The organism is Porphyromonas uenonis DSM 23387 = JCM 13868, assembly GCF_000482365.1.
Classification (GTDB): Bacteria; Bacteroidota; Bacteroidia; order Bacteroidales; family Porphyromonadaceae; genus Porphyromonas; species Porphyromonas uenonis.
The window spans coordinates 218,408-237,872 of the sequence record NZ_KI535308.1 but is presented as its reverse complement, the minus strand read 5'-3'; the positions used below and the strand labels follow the sequence as shown (position 1 = coordinate 237,872).

Genomic DNA, 19,465 nt, shown 5'->3' with positions numbered 1-19,465 from the left:
ATTAGTGGTGAATATAAAGTGTTTGTTCTCTGCTTAGAAGTTGTCCTGCATATAGTGTAGGTACTCATCCAGGTTGTACTGAGCATCGGGTAGTCCGAGCTGGGCAGCCTTGGTTAGATAGGTACGAGCATTGTCATACTGCTCGTTGTAGGCATAGGCGATGCCTAGGAGGGTGTAGAGCTTTGTATTCTTCTTGTAGCGCTCTAGTAACTTGACGGCCTGCGCATAGCGACCCGCCTCAAAGTCCATGATCGCCGCATTGGTCGCTGGCTCGACAGCATTGGGGAAGGCATCTGCTGCGATCGCCCAGGTCTCGTACCGCTCGGCACTGCCAGCAGGATAGCTGTTGGCTACCAGATTGACCTCCGCTAGGCTCAGGTGCGTCGGGTGCGTCTTGATCACCTCCCTGGCCTCCTCCAGGTCAAAGCCCTTGACCACAAAGGAGAAGGTTATGACCGTGCGACGTAGTGGCGGGTAGTAAGTCTGTAGCAAGTGCGCGTAGGTCTTGCCATTGTCTATAGCGCGTAGAGCAGCTGTGCGCTCGCTAGCAGCCCGCTCCTGAATGATCTGAATGATCTGCTCTTTGTAGTCTACGCTGCTCTCCTCGATGGCGGCTCTTAGTCCGTCCCAGTCAGCACCCATAGCGCGTGAGGTGTAGTGATCCTTGAAGCGTGGATAGGTGCGTACTAGGTAAGCAGCGATGCTCTTGACACGACCCTCAGAGAGTCTCTGGTTGAGATCAGCATTACCCTCTGGCGAGGCATATCCAGTCAATGAGAGGGCATCGACAGTCAGCGAGATATTGGTCGTCAGCTCCTGAACCTTATCGTTGATACGCTTGATCTCAGAGCGGTTATTGCCTAGGTTTAGATTAAGATTCGTCTTATTGACAGGGAAGGTGATCATCGCCGTGAGGCTCTCCTCACGTCTCTTGGTCTCTTCTCCCTCAGGGACGAGCATCGCATAGCGATACTGAGGCTGGTACAGCGGAGCTAGTGCATTGGGTGTCAGTAGGGTGGTGTAGTCTCCCAGCTCGCACTCAGCGCAGCCGTAGCCCTTGGCACGAAATATCAGTGAAGCATCTTTCATCCATAAGGCAAAGGGCACCTCTGCTGTGTAGTGGTAGTGCTGCTCACCGCTTTTGTTACGGATTATGTCCACCTGCTTGCCCATGCGACGTAGCATGATAGCGCGGGTACGACCTGATATGGAGATGGCTGGCAGGTCGAGCTGCTCAGAGCCATCGTTAGCTTGGAGCGTCGGAACGATCTGTAGTACCGTATTGCTCTTCAGATGCTTCATATTGGTGAGGTCTAGGTCAAAGTCCACGACAGCCTTTGCCCCCTGTCTGGTTGCAACCGTCTGAGAAGTGGCTCTGAGCCCATCTAGTAGATTGACAGCCTCCTGAGCGATAATCTCTGAGGGGAGCCATAGCATCACTAGAGCTACTAGTGTGAGCGTAGTGAGATGTAATATAGAGTGTTTCATGTCTGCTACTACTTTTGGAGGGTTGTACGATTAGAAGATGTAAATCAGTGAGAGCGTTGCCTTGGTCGGGCCTAGGTAGTTCTGCTTCTCCTGGGCGACCTCTTTACCACAATGCTCGCATTGGTACTTCGTATAGTCGAAGAGTATGTAACCAGCGCTTAGGGAGGCCTCTAGATTCCAGTGCTTACCGAGCACCCACTCATATCCGTAGGTGATACCAGCACCGTAGGCCCACCCCTGCAGGCGGTAATCTTTGAGTTGCTTGAAACGACCTATGGGTACATTGAGCCTATTGACATTGTAAAAGCTCACAAGCCCGTGTAGACCAAAGAAGTGTCCGTCGAACGCCTCGCAGAGGAAGTAACGAGCCTCGGGTAGGACGGAGAAGTGCAGCCACTTCATCCCTGTCTCCTTATTGATCGGATTGATGAAGTTGTACCCACCCGATAGGTCTATGGTCCAGCGTGGTGCGACCCGAACTTCGATGCCTAGATTAGGTGTAGCAGTGCCCCAATAGAGGAGATTGCTCTTGATCCCAACATCCTGCGCCGTACACCATGTTATGGCGGCAAGCAGGGAGAGAAGGAGTGAGATAAGTCTATTTTTCATACGGTTTGAAATAACGATTTCATGACTAATCTGGAAGGGAGGCATCTCCTGTACCTAATGTTCATCTCGTGATCGAGGTAGTTGATCTGTCTCCTAGGTTTCTGCTGCAAAATTAGAGCTCGAAGGTGTTAAATATCTTATCAATTGCGGACGAAAACTTATCATATTCAGACAAGATTACATGGTGCGACTTATCATTTCCGGACATGGAGACCACTTTAATGCGTTGATGTATAGCGTGTTGCTGGTGATAAGTGCATGAGCGCTGACTAGATCTTGTACAGATTCTGATGTCTCAACGAAACATTGAATAATCGCTCATCTCGTACTCAAAGTACCTCTATGAACGTGTGATATTTAAGAGGAGGAGTACCGTAGTTAGGAACTAAAGCTACTATCGGAGGGTACAGAGAGTACGAGTAGCCCGCTGTAGGGGGAGGAGCTTGTTCTGGAAGCCTTACCTGCCAAGCGTATCCTCTACGGAAGCAAGCAATGAAACTTCGGAAGAATCAAATCACAAGTCCGAAGAGTTTCGCCTTTCCTCACTAGGAATCGAAAAGTTCCTCCGCTGGAACTGAAAAGTTCCTCCGTTGGAACTAAGAAGTTCCTCCGTTGGAACTAAAAAGTTCCAAGAGGGGAACTTTTTTTGGAACTCGTATGTGGTTCGAATACAGCAGGATGCAACTGCTACACGTCTCGCTTTGACGGGAATGGACGTCCTCCCGCTATACACCGAGCCGTGCCTCCCTGCTGATCGGGGGCGGCACGGCTCGTGGCTCTTTGGCGTAAAGGTCAAAAACGGGTCTCTGAGACGAACCCTTTTTAGTCGTGGACTGTCATGATGCTTTTCTGATCTCTATACTTGGAGGGAGATATCTCGCAGATGCTCTTGAATGAGCGAGAGAAGTTGGGGTAAGTATCGAAGCCACTCTGGCAGGCGATGTCTGTGAGGCTCATCTCAGTGTCTTGATCCATCAGCTCACACGCCTTGCGTATCTTGAGCCGTAGTATATAAGCTGAGGGGGCGTAGCCTGTGAGAGCTTTCAACTTGCGGTATAGCTGGCGGCTACTCATGTAGAGGCTGGCGGCGATTTCCTCCACGTTCGTATCCTTGTTTTTGCTGATCTGCTGATTAACTATCGTAGATACTTTGGTCAGGAAGGTGATATCTGCCTCTTCTAGTTTGCTGGTCTCTGACTTGTCCTCTTCTTGCCTCTTGATGACTGTCTGAGCGAACTTCTGGCGTAGGGTCCTCCTACTGTCGAGTAGCTTCTCTACCTGCATGCGCAGCTCGGTAGTGTTAAAGGGCTTAGTGAGATAGGCGTCAGCTCCTGCCTCTATGCCCCTGATGCGCTCCTCCTCGGAGACTTTTGCTGTGACGACGATGATCGGTATATGGTTTACGATCTCGTTACTACGTATCTGTCGGCATAGGTCTAGCCCATTGAGCCCAGGCATCATGAGGTCAGTGATGATGATGTCGGGCACTAGCTCTACGGCTCTCTTGAAGCCCTCCGCTCCGTCTGTCGCATAGAATACACTATAGTGATCCTCAAACTGGGAGCCAATATAGTGGGCTATGTCGTGGTTGTCCTCTATGATGAGCAGACGACAGGGCTCGTCCTGCTCACACTCGCTATCCTGCAGATCGGCCTCTAGATGTGGTAGCAGAGGCGTATTGGTTACCTTTGGGATGACTTGCTGAGAAACGGTTTGATCATCAATGATCGGGACAATGATGTGAAAGGTGGTCCCTTCGCCTAGCTTGCTCTCGAGGGTAATCTGCCCTTTGGAAGCTTTGACAATCTGATGGACTAAAGCCAGTCCTATGCCCGTGCCAATGTACTTGGAGTCACCCTCAGCTTGATAAAATGGCTCGAAGGCATGCTCCACGGTCTCGCTATCCATACCATGACCTGTGTCGGTTACATCGATGTGTAAGGAGTCGTCAACACGCCATAAGGTGATGCTTATTTTGCCTTGCGGGGGCGTGAACTTGAAGGCGTTGGAGAGTAGATTGTTGAAAACCTTATTGACATAGTCTGGTACGAAGGTCATCTCTACCTGATCTTGGGGCAGGTAGGTGAGCTCTATGTATCGACTATGGGCGTAGTCACGATAGGAGTCGACGATCATAGCAATGTGTGCCGTGACATTGCCTCGACAACTGCGAGAATCGCCTACAGAAGACTTGATCTTAGAGATATCTAGTAGCTGATTGATGAGCGTAAGGAGTCCCTGCCCTTGTCGCTCGATGTTCTTCGCACGCTCTCTGATCTGCTCAGACTCCTCTTGCTGTAGCTCTTGACTCACTCCTAGGATGATGGTCAGAGGGGTGCGAAACTCGTGGGTGATATTGGTAAAGAAGTTTTCCCGCATAGAGGACATCCTCTTGAGCTTCTTATGGCTACGACGCAGTATTCGCTGAATATAAAGGAAGAAGCCTAGCGACCCAAGGAGCAGTAGCGCTATGACGGTAAAGGTGATGTTCTCTACACGTCGCTCTGCTCGCTCGTGCTCTAGCTTGATCTTCGCTTCATTCATCTTCTTGTTTTGTATGTTTCGCTCGATGTTGAGGCTGGTATTTTGCATCCTATTGAATTTGTCCATGTCTAGGATGCTTTGCTTCATTTCAGTAGCCTGCTCATAGGCCTCTAGCGCTGCGTGCCAGTCTCCTAGGCGCTTGTAGTACTGGTAGTAGAGGGTGTAGATGTCTGCTAGATGCTCCGTGTCTTCTATCTTCTCGGCACTGCTCCGTGCCTGATCAAGGTATTGTAGCATCTTAGCGTCATCCCGTGTGGCATTGTGGACGCTAGCTAGCGCTACGAGCAGGTTGAGCTTGTGCCACTCATCTTTAGAGTCGCGCATCAGTTGATAGCCAGCCTCATACTCCTGAGCAGCCTTGTCATACTGATGGGCTTGCTCATAGAGGGAGCCAAAGTAAGAGTGACACAGCGCTATGCCTAGGGAACTCCCAGCCTTTTGGTTGGCATCCATGGAGTACCTATAATATGTCCAAGCCGAGTCGATCTCACCACGATGCTCGAAGATAGACCCGAGGTTGGCATAGTTGATAGCTACTCCCACCATACTGCCTAGTTGCTGCTCTACGAGTAGTGCTTTGCGTAGAGCGCTGTCGGCACGCTCATAGTTGCCGAGCGTGAGGTAGATGTTGCCTAGTCCGTTGAGAGACTTAGCCTGATTCTTGATAGCGACAAAAGAGGTGTCGGTGGTGACTTTGCACAGGCTCCACGCCTGGTAGTGATACTCCTGAGCAATGTCTAGGATGCCCATCCGTCGGTAGTCTGTACCTACATTATTTAGTGCCCGTACCCACTCCAGTGTGTCTAGGATCGTCTCCGCCTGCTTCAATCCCTCGCTATGTGTGGTTAGTGCCTTGTCAAAGTTACTCTCATTGCGAAACTTATCTCCTAGCACTCTCAGTGCAACGATGCTCCCGAGGATGTCGCCTTCACGCTCCAATCGTGTCTGCAGTCTGGCCAGAGAGTCGATGTTTTGGGTAGCGCGCACTAGGCTATCAGCAGCCTGACGCTCTGCTACGGTAAATGTAACAGTGTCTCTTTGCTGGCAAGATGAGACAAGCAGACAAGCCACAATGAGGAGAGAGGATAGTATGACTAGGGGCTTCCTGCTCATCTCTATGGTATTTAGTAGGGGGGCGTATAGTCTCATCATGACTACGTTTAGGTTGTGTGACTAGGACGTGACTTATCTGCATACAAAGGTAAACAAAAAGGTGTATACAGAAACACTCCTACGGAGCAATGACCTATAAGTGTAGATGAGGCATAAGAGATAAACCTCGAGATCGTAGCGTAGCTAAGCCGTCTCAAGGAAGATCGGGAGGCAAAAGAACAACAAACCGCGAGCTTCTTTTGCCTATGAAGTGATGGTCTACAGGCGGCGGGTGAGGGCGGGTAGGACGCTGCGCATCCAGTCGGTATAGTCGCCTGCGACGATGTGGTCGTGCGCTTGATTGACCAGGTCGAGGTAGAAGGCGATATTGTGGATGCTGGCCAGTGTGAGCCCCGTAATCTCCTGCGCCTTAAAGAGATGGTAGAGGTAAGCGCGGGTGTAGCGGTGGTCGGTCGTGGCGGTGCCCTCGGGGTCTATCGGCTCGTGACAGGTGCGCCACTTGGCATTGCGTATGTTGATGGTACCTTGCCAGGTGAAGAGCTGACCATTGCGGGCATTGCGTGTGGGCATGATACAGTCAAACATGTCGACGCCTCGTGCGATGCCCTCTAGTATGTTGGCGGGTGTGCCGACACCCATCAGGTAGCGAGGCTTATCCTTGGGGAGGATGCTATTAGTCAGCTCGATCATCTCGTACATCTTGTCGGTAGGCTCGCCGACGGCTAGTCCGCCGATGGCATTGCCTGGGGCGCCTAGCGAAGCGATATGCTCGGCAGCTCGACGTCTGAGGTCGGGGTAGACGCATCCCTGCACGATCGGGAAGAGTGCCTGCTCATAGCCATAGAGTGGCGGGGTCTGCTCGAGGTGCTTGAGGCAGCGGTCGAGCCACTGCTCGGTGGTGTCTAGTGACTGCTTGGCATAGGTGTAGCTGGCATCGCCTGGACAGCACTCGTCGAAGGCCATCATAATGTCCGCTCCGATGGCGCGCTCTATCTCCATAACCCGCTCGGGGGTGAAGAGGTGTTTGGAGCCATCGATGTGCGAGGCGAAGGTGACTCCCTCGGGGGTGATGCGTCGCATGGCAGCTAACGAGAAGACTTGGTAGCCTCCACTATCGGTCAGGATAGGCTTGCTCCAGGTGCCGAAGCGGTGGAGCCCACCGACCTCTTTGAGTATCTCAATGCCGGGACGCAGGTAGAGGTGGTAAGTATTGCCGAGGATGATCCGCGCATCGGTCTCCTGCTCCATCTGCTCCATCGTGACCGCCTTGATGGCTCCAGCGGTACCCACAGGCATGAAGACGGGGGTCTGTATATCTCCGTGGGCGGTCTTGATGACACCAGTGCGTGCGTCGCTATGGGGGCAGGTGTGGTCTATGGTAAACTGCATAGTGCCAGTGTGGGGGAAGGATTAAATCTTCAAGTCAAAGCCGACAGTCAGCATCTGGTAGATCTGTAGGCGAGATCTATTCTCTGGGGTGAGCGGTACCGCATCGTCGTAGCGAAGCAGGACGTTGACACGGGTGGAGAAGTAGCGACTGAAGGCGAAGATGAGTGAATTCTCAAATTCCGTCTCGATGCGCTTGTAGCTGGTATTGTAGTAGAGTCGCGACTCCCAAGCAAAGGTGTCGGTGAAGTCCCAAATCATATTGGCGCGCAGCATGGAGCCGATGGCGCTGTAGATGTTTTTACCCTCCTTAAAGCCATGTCGGGTCATATCTATATCCTTGCGTGCGGACCACTTGAAGTCATAGGCGAGGGGAGCGATGTTGAGATCGAGTCGGAAGCGACGACCGTAGTGGGTCTTGGACTTGTTGTCTACGACCCACTTCATACCGAGACCAGCAGTGAGCGTGAGTGGTGAGGCAAAGGCCGAGTAAAGCACCTTCTTGTCTTCTGAGCGCTGCTCAAAAGCCTGTGTGCGTGCCTCTACATCGAGTGAGTAGTACCACCCCTTGAAGGCTTTGATGCCTAGGTTGCTACGCAGGCGGAGGAGGTCGTCGGAGATGTTGTACCCCTGGAGTGAGTCACGTATCTCGGCGTTGAGACCGATACGCCACTCTAGTTCGTTGAGCCAGTTGACCTTGTCCCGCTCGTAGCTGAGGCGGAGGAGCTGCTTGCTGTGGAGTGCCAGGGCGCTATTACCTCCCTTGTGCCAGTTTGGAGAGATGTAGGTCTGGCTAAACTGTATGCTGCTTTCTAACCCAGGGAACCAATACTTCCTGGCTAGCGTGACGCCGTGGAGCTGGTCTGACGCATCAACGCCTGCAAAGGGCGTATTGACGGTTGCTGCGACGATGGGCTTTGACCCCCCGACGGTGGTTATGTCGATACGGTGCGCCAGTAGGTCTCCCTCCTGACGAGAGATCAGTGCTGGGCTGGCGAGCTTGAGCTGGTTGACGCTTTGCAAGCTACGCTCGTAGTATTGCTGTAGTGCGGGGAGCTGTAGTTCCTCTCCGTGCAGTGCTGTAGCGAGTGGGTCGCTTTTGCTGACCAAGGTGGTAGGTAAGTCTAGGGATAGTTCGTTGCTTTTGTCACTGGTGATGACGCTCACGGCTGACGAGAGGGGAGCTTGCACCAGGAGCGTCGTGGGGAGTACCTCTTTGGGTAGTGGCGCTACGGGATTGGTGCGGTTGAGGAGGTACTGCACCTTGAGCGTGGTGAGCTCGACGGAGGGTGCCGTGACGCTGTCTGCCATGCTGTGTCTCTCTGCTGAGTGGGGTGTCTGTGCTACCAGTGGAGGCAATCCGAGGAGGGTGATGAGTAGTAATAAGGTAAAGCGATAGTGATACATGGATACTATTCAGGGGACTATAATGGGTTATAAGACTTCACGATCAAGTTGAGGAGCTGGCTCGTCAGGACGCTAGAGAGGATCTACATCGCAGTAGATCTGTACTCGTCGCGCTTGGATAGCGCTCTTCTGTACCGTGGAGATAATATGACAAATCTGCGTACGCACCTCCCGCCAGGAACTGGAGGGACGTATTCTCATGCAAATATAGCGAATATGGCGCATACGCACCCAAGACACGTAGGGTGCAATGGGTGCCGAGGCTTGCCATAGTGACTGAAACGGCTCTGCCTGCATCAGACGTGATAGGGTCGCTACGGTATAGCAGACGTCACCCTCGGAGGCTCCTCGTACATAGATGTAGATGAGGCGTACGTAGGGGGGGAAGTGGAGATACTTCCGCTCAGCTAGCTCGCCTACGCCATAAGGCTCTGCCGTGGCTCCGTCCTGCAGACTGTCCAGTAGTGGGGTGTCGGTCTGGTAACTCTGTATGTAAAGCTGTGCCGTGGGGTAGTTACTTCCGAATCGGCTGAGCGCAGCATAGGCTCGCTCGTTAGCTCTAAAGTCATCGCCTACGATCAGTTGGTCTAGGTTTGCCAAACCAATAAGCCCCACATTGCGGATGGCATCTAGATAGATAAGGCTCGAGGTGCCGACCAGGATGGCTGGCTCATCGCTACGTATCAGTTGACGCATCCGTTGCTGCGACTCCTTATTATAATATTGCGAAGCGCTGAGCTCCAGGATGGGAATCTCAGACGGAATGAAGAGCGTGAGCTCCTCGGCGATACGCTCCACGCCGTAGCCCTGTATGCTGAAGGCGCCAAGGTTGCTATCTGTCGGAGCTTCGCTCTTGCCTAGAGTTGGCGTATCACTCTGATGGCAATGAGGACAGGCACGAGGAGCGGGCGCGGAGAAGTTGCAGTAGCTACAGCTGACGCTCTGCGTGGACTTATGGTAGACCAGTCCGACATCACAATTGGGACACTGGAGGGTCTTCTGGCAATGTCTACAGACGAGATGCGGGGCATAGCCACGACGATTGAGGAGGAGGATGCTTTTGTGTCCCGCCTGGCACTGGTCGAGGAGAGCTTTGCGTAGCTCTATGGAGAGCATCTGTCCCCACGGAAGCTTGCCCTGCTTACGCTGTAGGGATAGGTCGATGAGCTCGAAGGGGCGTGGCGCCTTCGGAGTGGTCGGAGTGGTTGGAGTGGTCGGTTCGCTTAGCTGATTGAGCGAGCAGTAGTATCCTCGCTCTACGTTGTACAGAGCTTCAGCAGAAGGCGCAACGGTAGTCAGTAGGAGCGGTGTCTGGCTGTTCTTGCAGGCGACAACTGTCAGGTCACGAGCATGATAGCGAGGCGCTGGCTCGGACTGCTTGTAGCGACTGCTCTCTTCGTCGGTCACGATGACTAGATCACAGTGCGAGAGCGGAAGAAGGCTGCCCATACGAGAGGTGAGGACGATGAGACCACGCTCTCGGTGCGTCAGCCCGAGGAGTCTAGCACGGAGTGCCATCCGCTCAGCGTCTGTCGTGGAGGAGCTGTACAGGACTAGGTCAAATGGAGTCGTCCGTCGTGCCGCTCTGCCCCCTCTAGCTAGTTGCTGCAGGGCACTGTAGAGGAGGCTTTGGTCAAAGAGAAAGAGCTGGGGCACGTAGATAGCTACCTGTGCCGAAGGGCTTCGCTGTAGCATCTGCTCAACCATTGAGACGACTAGCTCTATTTGCTCTTCATTGCTGGTAGCTTGGTAGAGTACGGGGCGGGAGATTTCGCCAATGAGACACTTGAAGAGTTGGCTCTGTCGGCTATCTTCGTTTGCCGAGGCTGTGCGCTGTACCGTGGGGCGTATGAGCGGATCGGAGAGTGTCGCAGTCTCTCGCAGGACGTCCCGCTTGATGAGTGCGCGGAGGGTCGCCTGCCTATTGGTGTCCCGACCAACGAGTGTCTCTCGGAGTAGGGGTGTGTCGAGCGGTAACTCATGCTGATAGAGGAGGTCGATCATTTGCTCTACCATAGCTCTCTGTGCTTTGGCTCGCGAGAGGCTCTCAACAAGCTCGGAGAGGGACTCCTCGGAGCATAGCTCCTCAGCAAACTGCACGGCTGGCGAGCCGACCTGTACGGATCGACTGTAGCGTGGTATGGACTCGCTGCCGATGAGTACGCCAGCATGAAGGAGTCGGTCTATCTCGGGATAGATACGATCGCCGAGTATCTTCGCCAGCTTGCTTACTTTCGCCTGATGCCCTCGCATGGAGAGGAGCTCACGACGTATCTCTTCCGATAGCTCGGTCGCTTTGTAGTCGGTCGCTTGATCGCCTTCGGGCGTTTCGTCAGGCTCTCGCCACGCCACCTGCGTCTCGCTAGAGGGTAGGTAGCTACTCGGTATAGCAGCCGTGAGCCAAGCGCCCAGCGAACAGATATAATAGGTAGCGCCCCAGCGCCAGAGGTCGATCTCACTTTGAGTCACTATCGCCTCTCGGTCGGGTAGGGCTATAATAGACTTCAGCTGACCGAGAGGTCTGTCCGACTCCTCGATCAGCTGAGATATGATAGCGTAGTAGTAGCGCTTACTGCCAAACTGTACTAGAGCACGCATACCCACCCTCGCCTGTTCACACAGGGCCTCGGGTACACGATAGGTGTACTCCTCCTCGAGGGCTAGAGGTAAGATGATGCGCGCCAGCATAGGCAGGACTACTGGCTATGCTGAGTTACTGCTGGCTCAGAGCTGCGTGCATATTGGCAGCAGCCTTGCGCCCGTCACCCATAGCGAGGATGACTGTCGCGCCACCACGGACGATGTCGCCACCAGCGTAGACCTCTTTGATAGAGCTTTGATTCTGTTCGTTGACGATGACGGTCCCCTTAGGTGAAACTTCCAGACCTTGGAAAGAGCGTGGAATGAGCGGGTTCGGCGAAACGCCGATGCTCACGACGACGACATCTACGTCTACCTCATCGATAGCTCCAGGGATGGGGACAGGCTTGCGACGTCCATCAGGTGTAGGATCGCCAAGCTCCATGCGCTGTAGCTTCATACGGCACACCTTGCCCTTTTCGTTGCCTTCGTACTCGATGGGATTGTGTAGCGTGAGGAACTCAACGCCCTCTGCCTTAGCATGCAGGATCTCCTCATGACGTGCGGGCATCTCCTCTTCGCTACGACGGTAGACGATCATGGCGCGTTTAGCACCCAGGCGGAGTGCCGTGCGGACTGAGTCCATAGCGGTGTTACCACCTCCGATGACAGCGACCACGTCTCCCTTATAGATCGGCGTCTCAGCACCCTCGGTGCCAGCACCCATTAGGTTGACACGGGTGAGGTACTCGTTGGAGCTCATGACACCAGCGAGGTTTTCGCCAGGGATATTCATGAAGTTGGGCAAGCCAGCTCCACTACCTACGAAGATGCCTGCGAAGCCCATCTCCTCTAATTGCTCGTGAGAGAGCGTACGACCTACGACGACGTTTGTCTCAAAGTGTACGCCCATCTGCTCCAAGATCTTGAGCTCAGCATTGACCACTCGTAGAGGAAGACGGAACTCGGGGATACCATACTTCAGTACGCCACCGACCTCGTGTAGAGCCTCGAAGACAGTCACATCGTACCCCCAGCGAGCCATATCTCCAGCGAAGGAGAGTCCTGCAGGACCACTACCGATGACGGCAATCTTCTTCCCATTCTTTGGTGTCATCTCGGGTAGCTCGTATAGTCCATTCTCTCGCTCATAGTCTGCGACAAAGCGCTCTAGATAACCGATAGCAACGGCGTCACGCTTCATTTTCTCCGTGTAGATACAGTGCTTCTCACACTGCTTCTCCTGAGGGCATACACGACCGCATACAGCGGGTAGCGAGCTACTCTCACGGATGATGTGCACTGCAGCGGCAAAGTCACCACGCTCTACATTCTTGATAAAAGAGGGAATGTTGATAGATACGGGGCAACCCTCCATACAAGAGGGATTGGCACAGTCCAGACAGCGAATAGCCTCCCGGCGAGCCTCCTCTTCGGTGAGACCGCAGTTGACCTCTTTCGTTAGACTGTGAGCACGCTCATGTGGATCCACCTCGGTCATCTTGACGCGAGGTATAGCCATGCGCTCCTTACCTGTATGTGCCTTGCGAAGCTCCTCGCGCCAAGGTTCGTTGCGACGAGCGGTGACCAGATCCTTTTGTTCTGTCATTGTAATATTGTGGTTAGCTCAGTGTGATACTTACTTTCTATAGGTATTGAGACGCATCAGTAGCTCGTCAAAGTCTACCTGGTGAGCGTCAAACTCAGGTCCATCAACACAGACAAATCGTGTCTTGCCTCCGACGGTGATACGACAAGCACCGCACATGCCAGTGCCGTCGACCATGATGGTATTGAGTGAGGCGGTGGTGGGAATGTTGTACTTCTTCGTAAGAAGAGCGACAAACTTCATCATGATAGCGGGCCCGATCGTTACGCAGAGGTCTACCTTCTCACGCTTGATGACTGACTCGACACCATCAGTCACGAGACCCTTAGTGCCATAGGAGCCATCGTCGGTCATGATGATGACCTCGTCAGCAAACTCTCTGAACTCCTTCTCCAGTATGATGAGCTCCTTAGTACGAGCTGCAGCTACGACGATGACCTTATTGCCAGCAGCTTTGAGTGCACGGGCGATAGGGTAGAGCGGCGCCATACCGACACCACCACCAGCACAGACTACGGTGCCAAAGTTCTCAATGTGGGTGGCTTGCCCTAGTGGTCCCACGATGTCGTGGATCATGTCCCCAGCGTTCAGAGCGACAAGCCGCTGAGAGGACTCGCCGACAGCCTGGACGATCAGTGTGATCGTGCCGGCATCTACATCTGCATCGGCAATAGTGTAGGGTACGCGCTCACTGTGGTCGGTGACACGTACGATGACAAAGTGTCCAGCACGGCGTGACTTGGCAATCAGAGGTGCCTCGACAACCAGCTTGGCTACTTTTTCGGAGAGAAAAGTCTTACTGACTATACGATTCATAGCGTTGTGTGAAATGATATAAGCTAATCAAGAATGGTCTCGATAGGGTACCTATAGATAGGTATTGCCAAAGGTACGACTTTTTTACCACCTAGCCACCAATTCGACTGGAATTTGTCAGCGCGTACATTCCACCCGCTAATGCAATTTCTCAAGAATGATGTTTTTGATGACTTCATTGGGTGTCTTATAGTTTAGGTTTTTACGAGGTCTGTTGTTTAGCAGGTTCTGGAAACGTCTAATGTCTTCGTCAGTTAAGTCTTCGAAAGTAGAGGACTTAGGAATAAACTGGCGTAGCAGTTTGTTTAGGTACTCAATATGAGGCTTATCCCAGGATTGATAGGGGTGGGCAAAGTAGACGTGCGTTTTGAGAGACCTCTCTATGGTCTTAAACTTGGTAAACTCACTCCCATTGTCGGTTGTGATCGAGTGTAACAGTCCCATCTTCTTGTAGTACCTCAGGGCTTTATTCACCTCTCTGGCTAGGGCTTTGGCATCCTTGCCATGCTCCAGAAGTCGTATGATAGTAAAGCCTGTAACACGCTCTACAAGCGTTAGGATTGCTCCTTTCTGCTCTTTGCCTATAATGGTATCCATCTCAAAATCTCCTACTCGCTCCTTCTGGTCAATGCACTTAGGACGAGTCTCTATGGACTTTCGCTTAGGCCAGTCTGTTTTTATTGGTACGGCCAGGCGTCGCTTGCGATAAGCTAGCCCATGCCTTGTGTGTTTGTAAAGATCGCCTCCAGCTTTCTTGTTTTGATGCAGGAACTTGTAAATGGAGGTCTTACCGACCATCGGCTTGCCCTCCAGCTTTCGCCTTCCAGCAATTTGCTCTGGAGACCATTTATGCTCTACAATGCACTGGACAATATCAGCTTTCATAGCGTTCGTCAATTTAGCTCTTGCTTTGTTCTTCCAGTCTTGTCGCTCTTTGGCAAACATATGAGCCTGAGTAGGGCTATAGTTGCCAGCGGGTGTCAAGTTCCTCTTAATCTCTCTACAGATGGTGCTAGGGTGTACTCCTATGACCTCTGCGATCTTTTTTTGAGGCGTGTTAGTCTTCAGAAGAGCAGCAATTTCGTATCTTTGCGCTTGGGTTAGATGCATACTTGTATATAGCTAAGTTTTTGTTTCCACAGCAAATATACTGCATTAACCTTAAAGGGACGGTGAGCGCATCGTCCCTTTTTTCGTCTCGGCAGCTCGCTACCTGCTCCTCCCGCCCTCCTTGGAGAGGAGGGGGCGTCCGGAGCAGGGCGAGCTCCACTCCAAATTGCATTTTGGAGTGGAAAATACGGCGATGCATGACAAAAATGAGCTCGATTCATTTCCTACCTGAGACTGTTGTCTAGACTTTGCAGAAAGGATGAAGCGCAAGGCGCTGAGGGTGAGGTCTGAAGGGAGCATACCTCCGTATGTGACCGAAGCCGAATCCCGAAAGCAACACAGCGATTCGCCTTTATGCAACAGTCTCCACCTAGGAATTTGCCAAATTCCTCCGTAGATATTTCTGATTTGCTACCTAGGAAATGGGCAAATTCTTCGGACTTATGATTTGATTCTTCCGAAGTTTCATTTGATTCCTCCGAAGAATTTTTTCTTTCCTACGTAGGAATTGGGCCAATTCCTAGGTAGCTATTGGGGAAATTCCTAGGTAGGAAATTATAAGTTGGCGTTATCGATGCTTCGTAGCTCGACAATCTGTACGCTGAAGGGGGCTAGCTCGATGACGAGCGGAGCCCACGGTTGGAAGGCGTAGAGTTGCTCGTGAGGCTTTTCTAGTGGCGTGTGGCGTGTCACACGAAGAAGACGCTGCCGCTCAGAAGCCTTCTCTAGAGAGGGTAGGAAGAGCGGGTAGCGCTGCGGGTCGGCCGTAAAGTTGCCTAGGACAGCGATTCCGATAGTATCGCCTGCTTGTTGCTCTGCGGGATCTAGTAGTCTTAGGTAGCCGTAGGTGCGCTCAGCATTGAAGCCCCCCCACTGACGAGCTTGCTCCTGTGTCGAGTGAAAGGCACCCCTGAGGATGACTGGGTGCTGCGCCCACTGCATCAGCCACAGGTAGCTCTGATAGGTCGGGTCGGCAGGGTCACGATGACCTAGAGCGGGGATGCTCCAGTAGTCAAAGATCGTGGTACGCCCGTCAGGGCCGCTATACCCCTCGGCATCGATGCCTCTCTCTCCATACTCCTGACCGGCGTAGAGGAGTAGGGGGCTAGCGGTAGCGAGTGCGAGCAGCGTCATAGCGGTGAGACCTCGCTGAGCCGTGTCGGCAAAGTAAGGTGAGGCAAGGCGTACCTCATCGTGGTTCTCTAGGAAGTAGAGCAGCGTGTCGGGAGCGTACTCCTTATTATATATGAGTCGCTCTTCGATAGCAGAGACCGAGCGCTCCTGGGTAACCACTTGGTAGAGCGTATCGTAGAGTCCGCTCTTGTCGTAGAGTAGGTCGAAGGACCCCTCCTCTAAGTACTTGTGGTAATTGTCTATCTGGTAGATCTCTGCGATAAAGATGACGGGATACTTCTCCTGCACCTGCGGTATGACCCAGTGCCAAAACGCTACGGGTACCATCTCGACCATATCACAGCGAAAGCCGTCCACCCCCTCGGCAGCCCAGTAGCAGAGGATGTCTCGCATCTGGAGCCACGTGGCGGGTATAGGGTCAAAGTGTGAGACTCGAGACCCATCGGAGCGGTAGTCCACGCCGTAGTTGAGCTTGATCGTCTCGTACCAGTCATTGGCAGAGGGGGTAGCAGACCAGCAGTCATTGCCCGTCACACGGGCAGGCTCCTCGTGATAGCTAGAGGAGCGGTTGGGTAGCTGGAGCGAGGAGCCAGGTAGGTAGTAGAAGTTATTATCTGGGTCAAACGCTTTGCTCCTGTCATCCTGAGCGCCTAGCGGTGTAGCCCCTTCAGGCGTGTGAGTACCGTCATATTGACGTGATACATGGTTTGGCACAAAGTCTATGATCACCTTCAACCCATGACGATGGCAACGGTCTACGAAAGAGCGAAAAGTCTCTCTTCGCTTCATCGGGTCCCGCACGATGGTGGGGTGTACGTCGTAATAATCGGTGATAGCGTAGGGCGATCCCGCCTGCCCCTTGACAATGTCGGGGTGCTGATCAGGACAGTCCGTCCAGCTATGCAAAGGTGTCTGGGTGGCGTGGCGTATGATCCCTATCGGCCACAGGTGAGAGACGCCTAGCGAAGTGAGGTAATCAAGAGCCGCGTCGTCAAAGTCCTCAAGCGTGCCGGTGCCGTTTTGCGCTAGTGTACCATGAGGCGTCAGCTGAGCGTGAGGCTTCTGATTGCCCCATAGACGAACCAGCGTGGAGTAGATGACGGTGCGCATAGCCTACGCTTTGCCCTTCTGAGAGAGTAGATCGATGATCTCTCTAAACGGCTCCTCCTCTTCGTACGCCTTGCTGATGAGCTGATAGCCGATGTCTGAGATGATGTCTACGGGAGACACATCGTAGGCGCCAAAGTGTGAGAGTAGGGGCGACTGGATTACGACATCGCATAGCTCTAGGTCAATAGTCACGTTGGCACGCATCATAATACGTATGAGACGGTCAGAGAGACGGAGTATGTTTTTCGTAGGCGTATTGTCCACCTCTGGGCTGAGGTTGATCCCTAGGAGGAAGTCGCACGACTCACGGATAGGCCGTGCGGGGAGATTCATAAAGACCCCTCCATCGACATACTGCTCGCCATCGATGACGACTGGCTCGAAGAGGATCGGTATCGAGCAGGAGGCCACCACGGCAGAGGCTAGATCGCCCTCGGTGAAGTCATGCGCCTCAGCTTTGTTGAGATTGGTAGCGATGATGTGCATGGGTATCGGTAGCTCCTCGATGCGCTGGTGGCGTAGCGTGCTCCGGAGAAACTCTTGATACTTATGGGTCTTCAGCAGAGAGAGCCGAGGCGTGGTCAGCGAGGTCATATTCATGAAGCCAAACTGAGACGACAGCTCATAGATCTCCTCGCTACTGTAGCCATCCGCATAGAGTGCGCCCATGAGCGATCCGACACTCGTCCCAGCGATGATGTCAGGGCGTACGTTATGCTCTTCTAGAAAGCGAAAGACCCCGATGTAAGCTAGCCCGCGTGCAGCTCCGCCACAGAGAGCTAGTCCGAAAGTGGGGCGACTGCCGTGGGTCCATGTGCGTATACGCTCTACTAGCTTATCGAGCGAAGTGGATATGAGGGCAGAGCTGCGCTCGATGAGACGCTCTCCTTGAGCTTTTAGATCGGAAGTGTTGAGTGCCATGACAGATTCATCTAGATAGTTAAAGCTTTCTGCCTAGAGGTAGGTCTGAGAGCAGTGTCGTCAGTGGTGGCTCGGTAAAGGCGTGTCGCGAGGCAACTACCAGCTCCCACTCCTCGGCAAACTGCTGCTGCGTGAGCATATGACTGCGATGTCCCGAGCGATCCATACGGTCGAGGAGATATCCCACGGTCAGCATGTCGGGGTCTACCGCAAGGTTGTAGTGCTGCTCCTTGTCGCGAGAGCTATAGACCGCCTCAATGATTAGATCCTCCTCTAGGAGCTGAGCGATGATTTCGCCAGTCTGGTTGATTGGCAGGTGACAAGCCTCCGAGAGAGAGGGTATGTTGTGCGGCTTAGGCTCCGTATGGTCCAGAAAGCGCTGTACGATATGCGCCATCACGATCACCGTCATGAAGTCTTTGTAGCGGTGAGAGATGTTGGTCGCATCCTTGGCATAGGTGAAGTTGACCACGTTTTGTATTGAGAAGCAGAGCTTAGCACTAAAGAGTGTGATCGTCCACACCACTTGTAGCCACAAGAGCAAGAGCGGTATAGCTGCAAATCCACCATAGATGGCATTGTACTTAGAGATCCACAAGATACCGCTCACATAGAGCGCTTGCAACACTTGAAAGGCGCTACCCGCTATGACTCCTGAGATGAGGGCTGGGACAAACTTGACATGCGTATTCGGCAATGCGATGAAGATCCCCACAAACATAAAGATGAGGATGACGTATGGAAACAACTTCAGCATAAACTCCCACAGGGGTGTGAAGAAGATGTAGTCGTTGAACCAAGTATTCTTTATCGTCGCCATCATGACCGTCAGTCCCGAGGAGAGCGTCATCAGGATAGGCAGTAGCACCACCATCGTGATGTAATCGGTCAGCTTGCGTCCTAGTGCGCGCCCACGAGGTACGCCCCAGATAACGTTGAAGGTCTGCTCTACGGTGTCCAAGAGCTGGAAGATGGTGTAGAGTAAAAGCACCAAACCCACTCCGAGGAAGAGCCCTCCCTGCACCTGCCCGAGGTAGTTCTCCACAAAGCCCATGATCGTCTCCACCTCGCTCTGGTGTCCTGGCATATAGGTCATCAGGAAGTCGTAGATAGTCCCCTGTAGCCCAAAGCCCTTGGCAAGAGCTACGATGATAGCTAGCATAGGCACGATCGAGAGGAGCGTGCGGTAGGTGAGCGCAGAGGCGTGGCTGCTCAGTCTCTGATCGATAAAGCCCTTGATGGCCATGTAGAGAGCCTTGAGCGTATTGATATAGAGACGTCTGAATCCACCCACCTCATCTGGCTGTATGTGCCACATGTCGCTCGTGAGGAAGCGGACCACCTTGTAGGCTCTCACATTGAGTTTGCGTAACCATATCGATGGCTTACGAGAGGCGTGCTCTACGGACGACTGCTTAGAGTCTTCGTGCTTATGTATGGAGTTTGACTTGTCTGGCATATATTTATAGTGTTAGGTGGATAGGAGAGAGTTGCAAAGCGTGTCGCATCAACTTGAGACTGTTGCATAAAGGCGAATCGCTGTGTTGCTTTCGGGATTCGGCTTTGGTCACATACGGAGGTATGCTCCCTTCAGACCTCACCCTCAGCGCCTTGCGCTTCATCCTTTCTGCAAAGTCT

Annotated in this window: 12 protein-coding genes; all 12 read right to left on the bottom strand. The window is 53.0% G+C overall.

The window, feature by feature from the left end:
• Positions 1 to 33 precede the first annotated feature (33 nt).
• The 12 genes from L215_RS0107535 to L215_RS0107480 all read right to left on the bottom strand — a co-directional run bounded on the left by L215_RS0107535 (position 34) and on the right by L215_RS0107480 (position 19,286).
• Positions 34 to 1,488 (bottom strand): DUF3868 domain-containing protein, encoded by a 1,455-nt coding sequence (locus L215_RS0107535; RefSeq protein ID WP_081780304.1) that lies wholly within the window; start codon positions 1,486 to 1,488, stop codon positions 34 to 36.
• A 30-nt stretch (positions 1,489 to 1,518) separates the two neighbouring features.
• Positions 1,519 to 2,097 (bottom strand): DUF3575 domain-containing protein, encoded by a 579-nt coding sequence (locus L215_RS0107530; protein ID WP_025883007.1) that lies wholly within the window; start codon positions 2,095 to 2,097, stop codon positions 1,519 to 1,521.
• Positions 2,098 to 2,919: 822 nt separating this feature from the next.
• On the bottom strand, positions 2,920 to 5,754 hold the full coding sequence (locus tag L215_RS0107525; RefSeq protein WP_238296301.1) for a hybrid sensor histidine kinase/response regulator transcription factor: 2,835 nt from the start codon (positions 5,752 to 5,754) through the stop codon (positions 2,920 to 2,922).
• 258 nt (positions 5,755 to 6,012) lie between these two features.
• Positions 6,013 to 7,143 carry a tRNA guanosine(34) transglycosylase Tgt gene (gene tgt, locus L215_RS0107520; protein WP_025883005.1) on the bottom strand — a complete coding sequence of 377 codons (1,131 nt, stop codon included), beginning with the start codon at positions 7,141 to 7,143 and terminating at the stop codon, positions 6,013 to 6,015.
• Positions 7,144 to 7,164: 21 nt separating this feature from the next.
• The gene (locus tag L215_RS0107515) at positions 7,165 to 8,547 is read right to left on the bottom strand and encodes a DUF3078 domain-containing protein (RefSeq protein ID WP_027451579.1); all 1,383 of its coding nucleotides are present in this window, start codon (positions 8,545 to 8,547) and stop codon (positions 7,165 to 7,167) included.
• A gap of 72 nt (positions 8,548 to 8,619) precedes the next feature.
• On the bottom strand, positions 8,620 to 11,235 hold the full coding sequence (locus tag L215_RS0107510) for a primosomal protein N' family DNA-binding protein (protein WP_025883003.1): 2,616 nt from the start codon (positions 11,233 to 11,235) through the stop codon (positions 8,620 to 8,622).
• 25 nt (positions 11,236 to 11,260) lie between these two features.
• Complete coding sequence (gltA, locus tag L215_RS0107505; protein ID WP_025883002.1) at positions 11,261 to 12,736, bottom strand: NADPH-dependent glutamate synthase; 1,476 nt, start codon at positions 12,734 to 12,736, stop codon at positions 11,261 to 11,263.
• Between the two features lie 30 nt (positions 12,737 to 12,766).
• Positions 12,767 to 13,552 carry a sulfide/dihydroorotate dehydrogenase-like FAD/NAD-binding protein gene (locus L215_RS0107500; RefSeq protein ID WP_025883000.1) on the bottom strand — a complete coding sequence of 262 codons (786 nt, stop codon included), beginning with the start codon at positions 13,550 to 13,552 and terminating at the stop codon, positions 12,767 to 12,769.
• A 138-nt stretch (positions 13,553 to 13,690) separates the two neighbouring features.
• On the bottom strand, positions 13,691 to 14,662 hold the full coding sequence (locus L215_RS0107495; protein ID WP_027451578.1) for an IS30 family transposase: 972 nt from the start codon (positions 14,660 to 14,662) through the stop codon (positions 13,691 to 13,693).
• Positions 14,663 to 15,217: 555 nt separating this feature from the next.
• Positions 15,218 to 16,906 carry an alpha-amylase family protein gene (locus tag L215_RS0107490; protein ID WP_025884177.1) on the bottom strand — a complete coding sequence of 563 codons (1,689 nt, stop codon included), beginning with the start codon at positions 16,904 to 16,906 and terminating at the stop codon, positions 15,218 to 15,220.
• Between the two features lie 3 nt (positions 16,907 to 16,909).
• A complete protein-coding gene (locus L215_RS0107485; protein ID WP_025884176.1) occupies positions 16,910 to 17,827 on the bottom strand; it encodes a patatin-like phospholipase family protein in 918 nt (305 codons plus the stop codon).
• Positions 17,828 to 17,846: 19 nt separating this feature from the next.
• Entirely contained in the window at positions 17,847 to 19,286 is a 1,440-nt protein-coding gene (locus L215_RS0107480; protein WP_025884175.1) for a YihY/virulence factor BrkB family protein, read from the bottom strand.
• Positions 19,287 to 19,465 lie beyond the last annotated feature (179 nt).

Bases quoted from the DNA above. Each gene is read 5' to 3' on its own strand.
- L215_RS0107535 (WP_081780304.1), bottom strand. From the start codon at position 1,488: ATGAAACACTCTATATTACATCTCACTACGCTCACACTAGTAGCTCTA.
- L215_RS0107530 (WP_025883007.1), bottom strand. From the start codon at position 2,097: ATGAAAAATAGACTTATCTCACTCCTTCTCTCCCTGCTTGCCGCCATA.
- L215_RS0107525 (WP_238296301.1), bottom strand. From the start codon at position 5,754: ATGAGCAGGAAGCCCCTAGTCATACTATCCTCTCTCCTCATTGTGGCT.
- tgt (WP_025883005.1), bottom strand. From the start codon at position 7,143: ATGCAGTTTACCATAGACCACACCTGCCCCCATAGCGACGCACGCACT.
- L215_RS0107515 (WP_027451579.1), bottom strand. From the start codon at position 8,547: ATGTATCACTATCGCTTTACCTTATTACTACTCATCACCCTCCTCGGA.
- L215_RS0107510 (WP_025883003.1), bottom strand. From the start codon at position 11,235: ATGCTGGCGCGCATCATCTTACCTCTAGCCCTCGAGGAGGAGTACACC.
- gltA (WP_025883002.1), bottom strand. From the start codon at position 12,736: ATGACAGAACAAAAGGATCTGGTCACCGCTCGTCGCAACGAACCTTGG.
- L215_RS0107500 (WP_025883000.1), bottom strand. From the start codon at position 13,552: ATGAATCGTATAGTCAGTAAGACTTTTCTCTCCGAAAAAGTAGCCAAG.
- L215_RS0107495 (WP_027451578.1), bottom strand. From the start codon at position 14,662: ATGCATCTAACCCAAGCGCAAAGATACGAAATTGCTGCTCTTCTGAAG.
- L215_RS0107490 (WP_025884177.1), bottom strand. From the start codon at position 16,906: ATGCGCACCGTCATCTACTCCACGCTGGTTCGTCTATGGGGCAATCAG.
- L215_RS0107485 (WP_025884176.1), bottom strand. From the start codon at position 17,827: ATGGCACTCAACACTTCCGATCTAAAAGCTCAAGGAGAGCGTCTCATC.
- L215_RS0107480 (WP_025884175.1), bottom strand. From the start codon at position 19,286: ATGCCAGACAAGTCAAACTCCATACATAAGCACGAAGACTCTAAGCAG.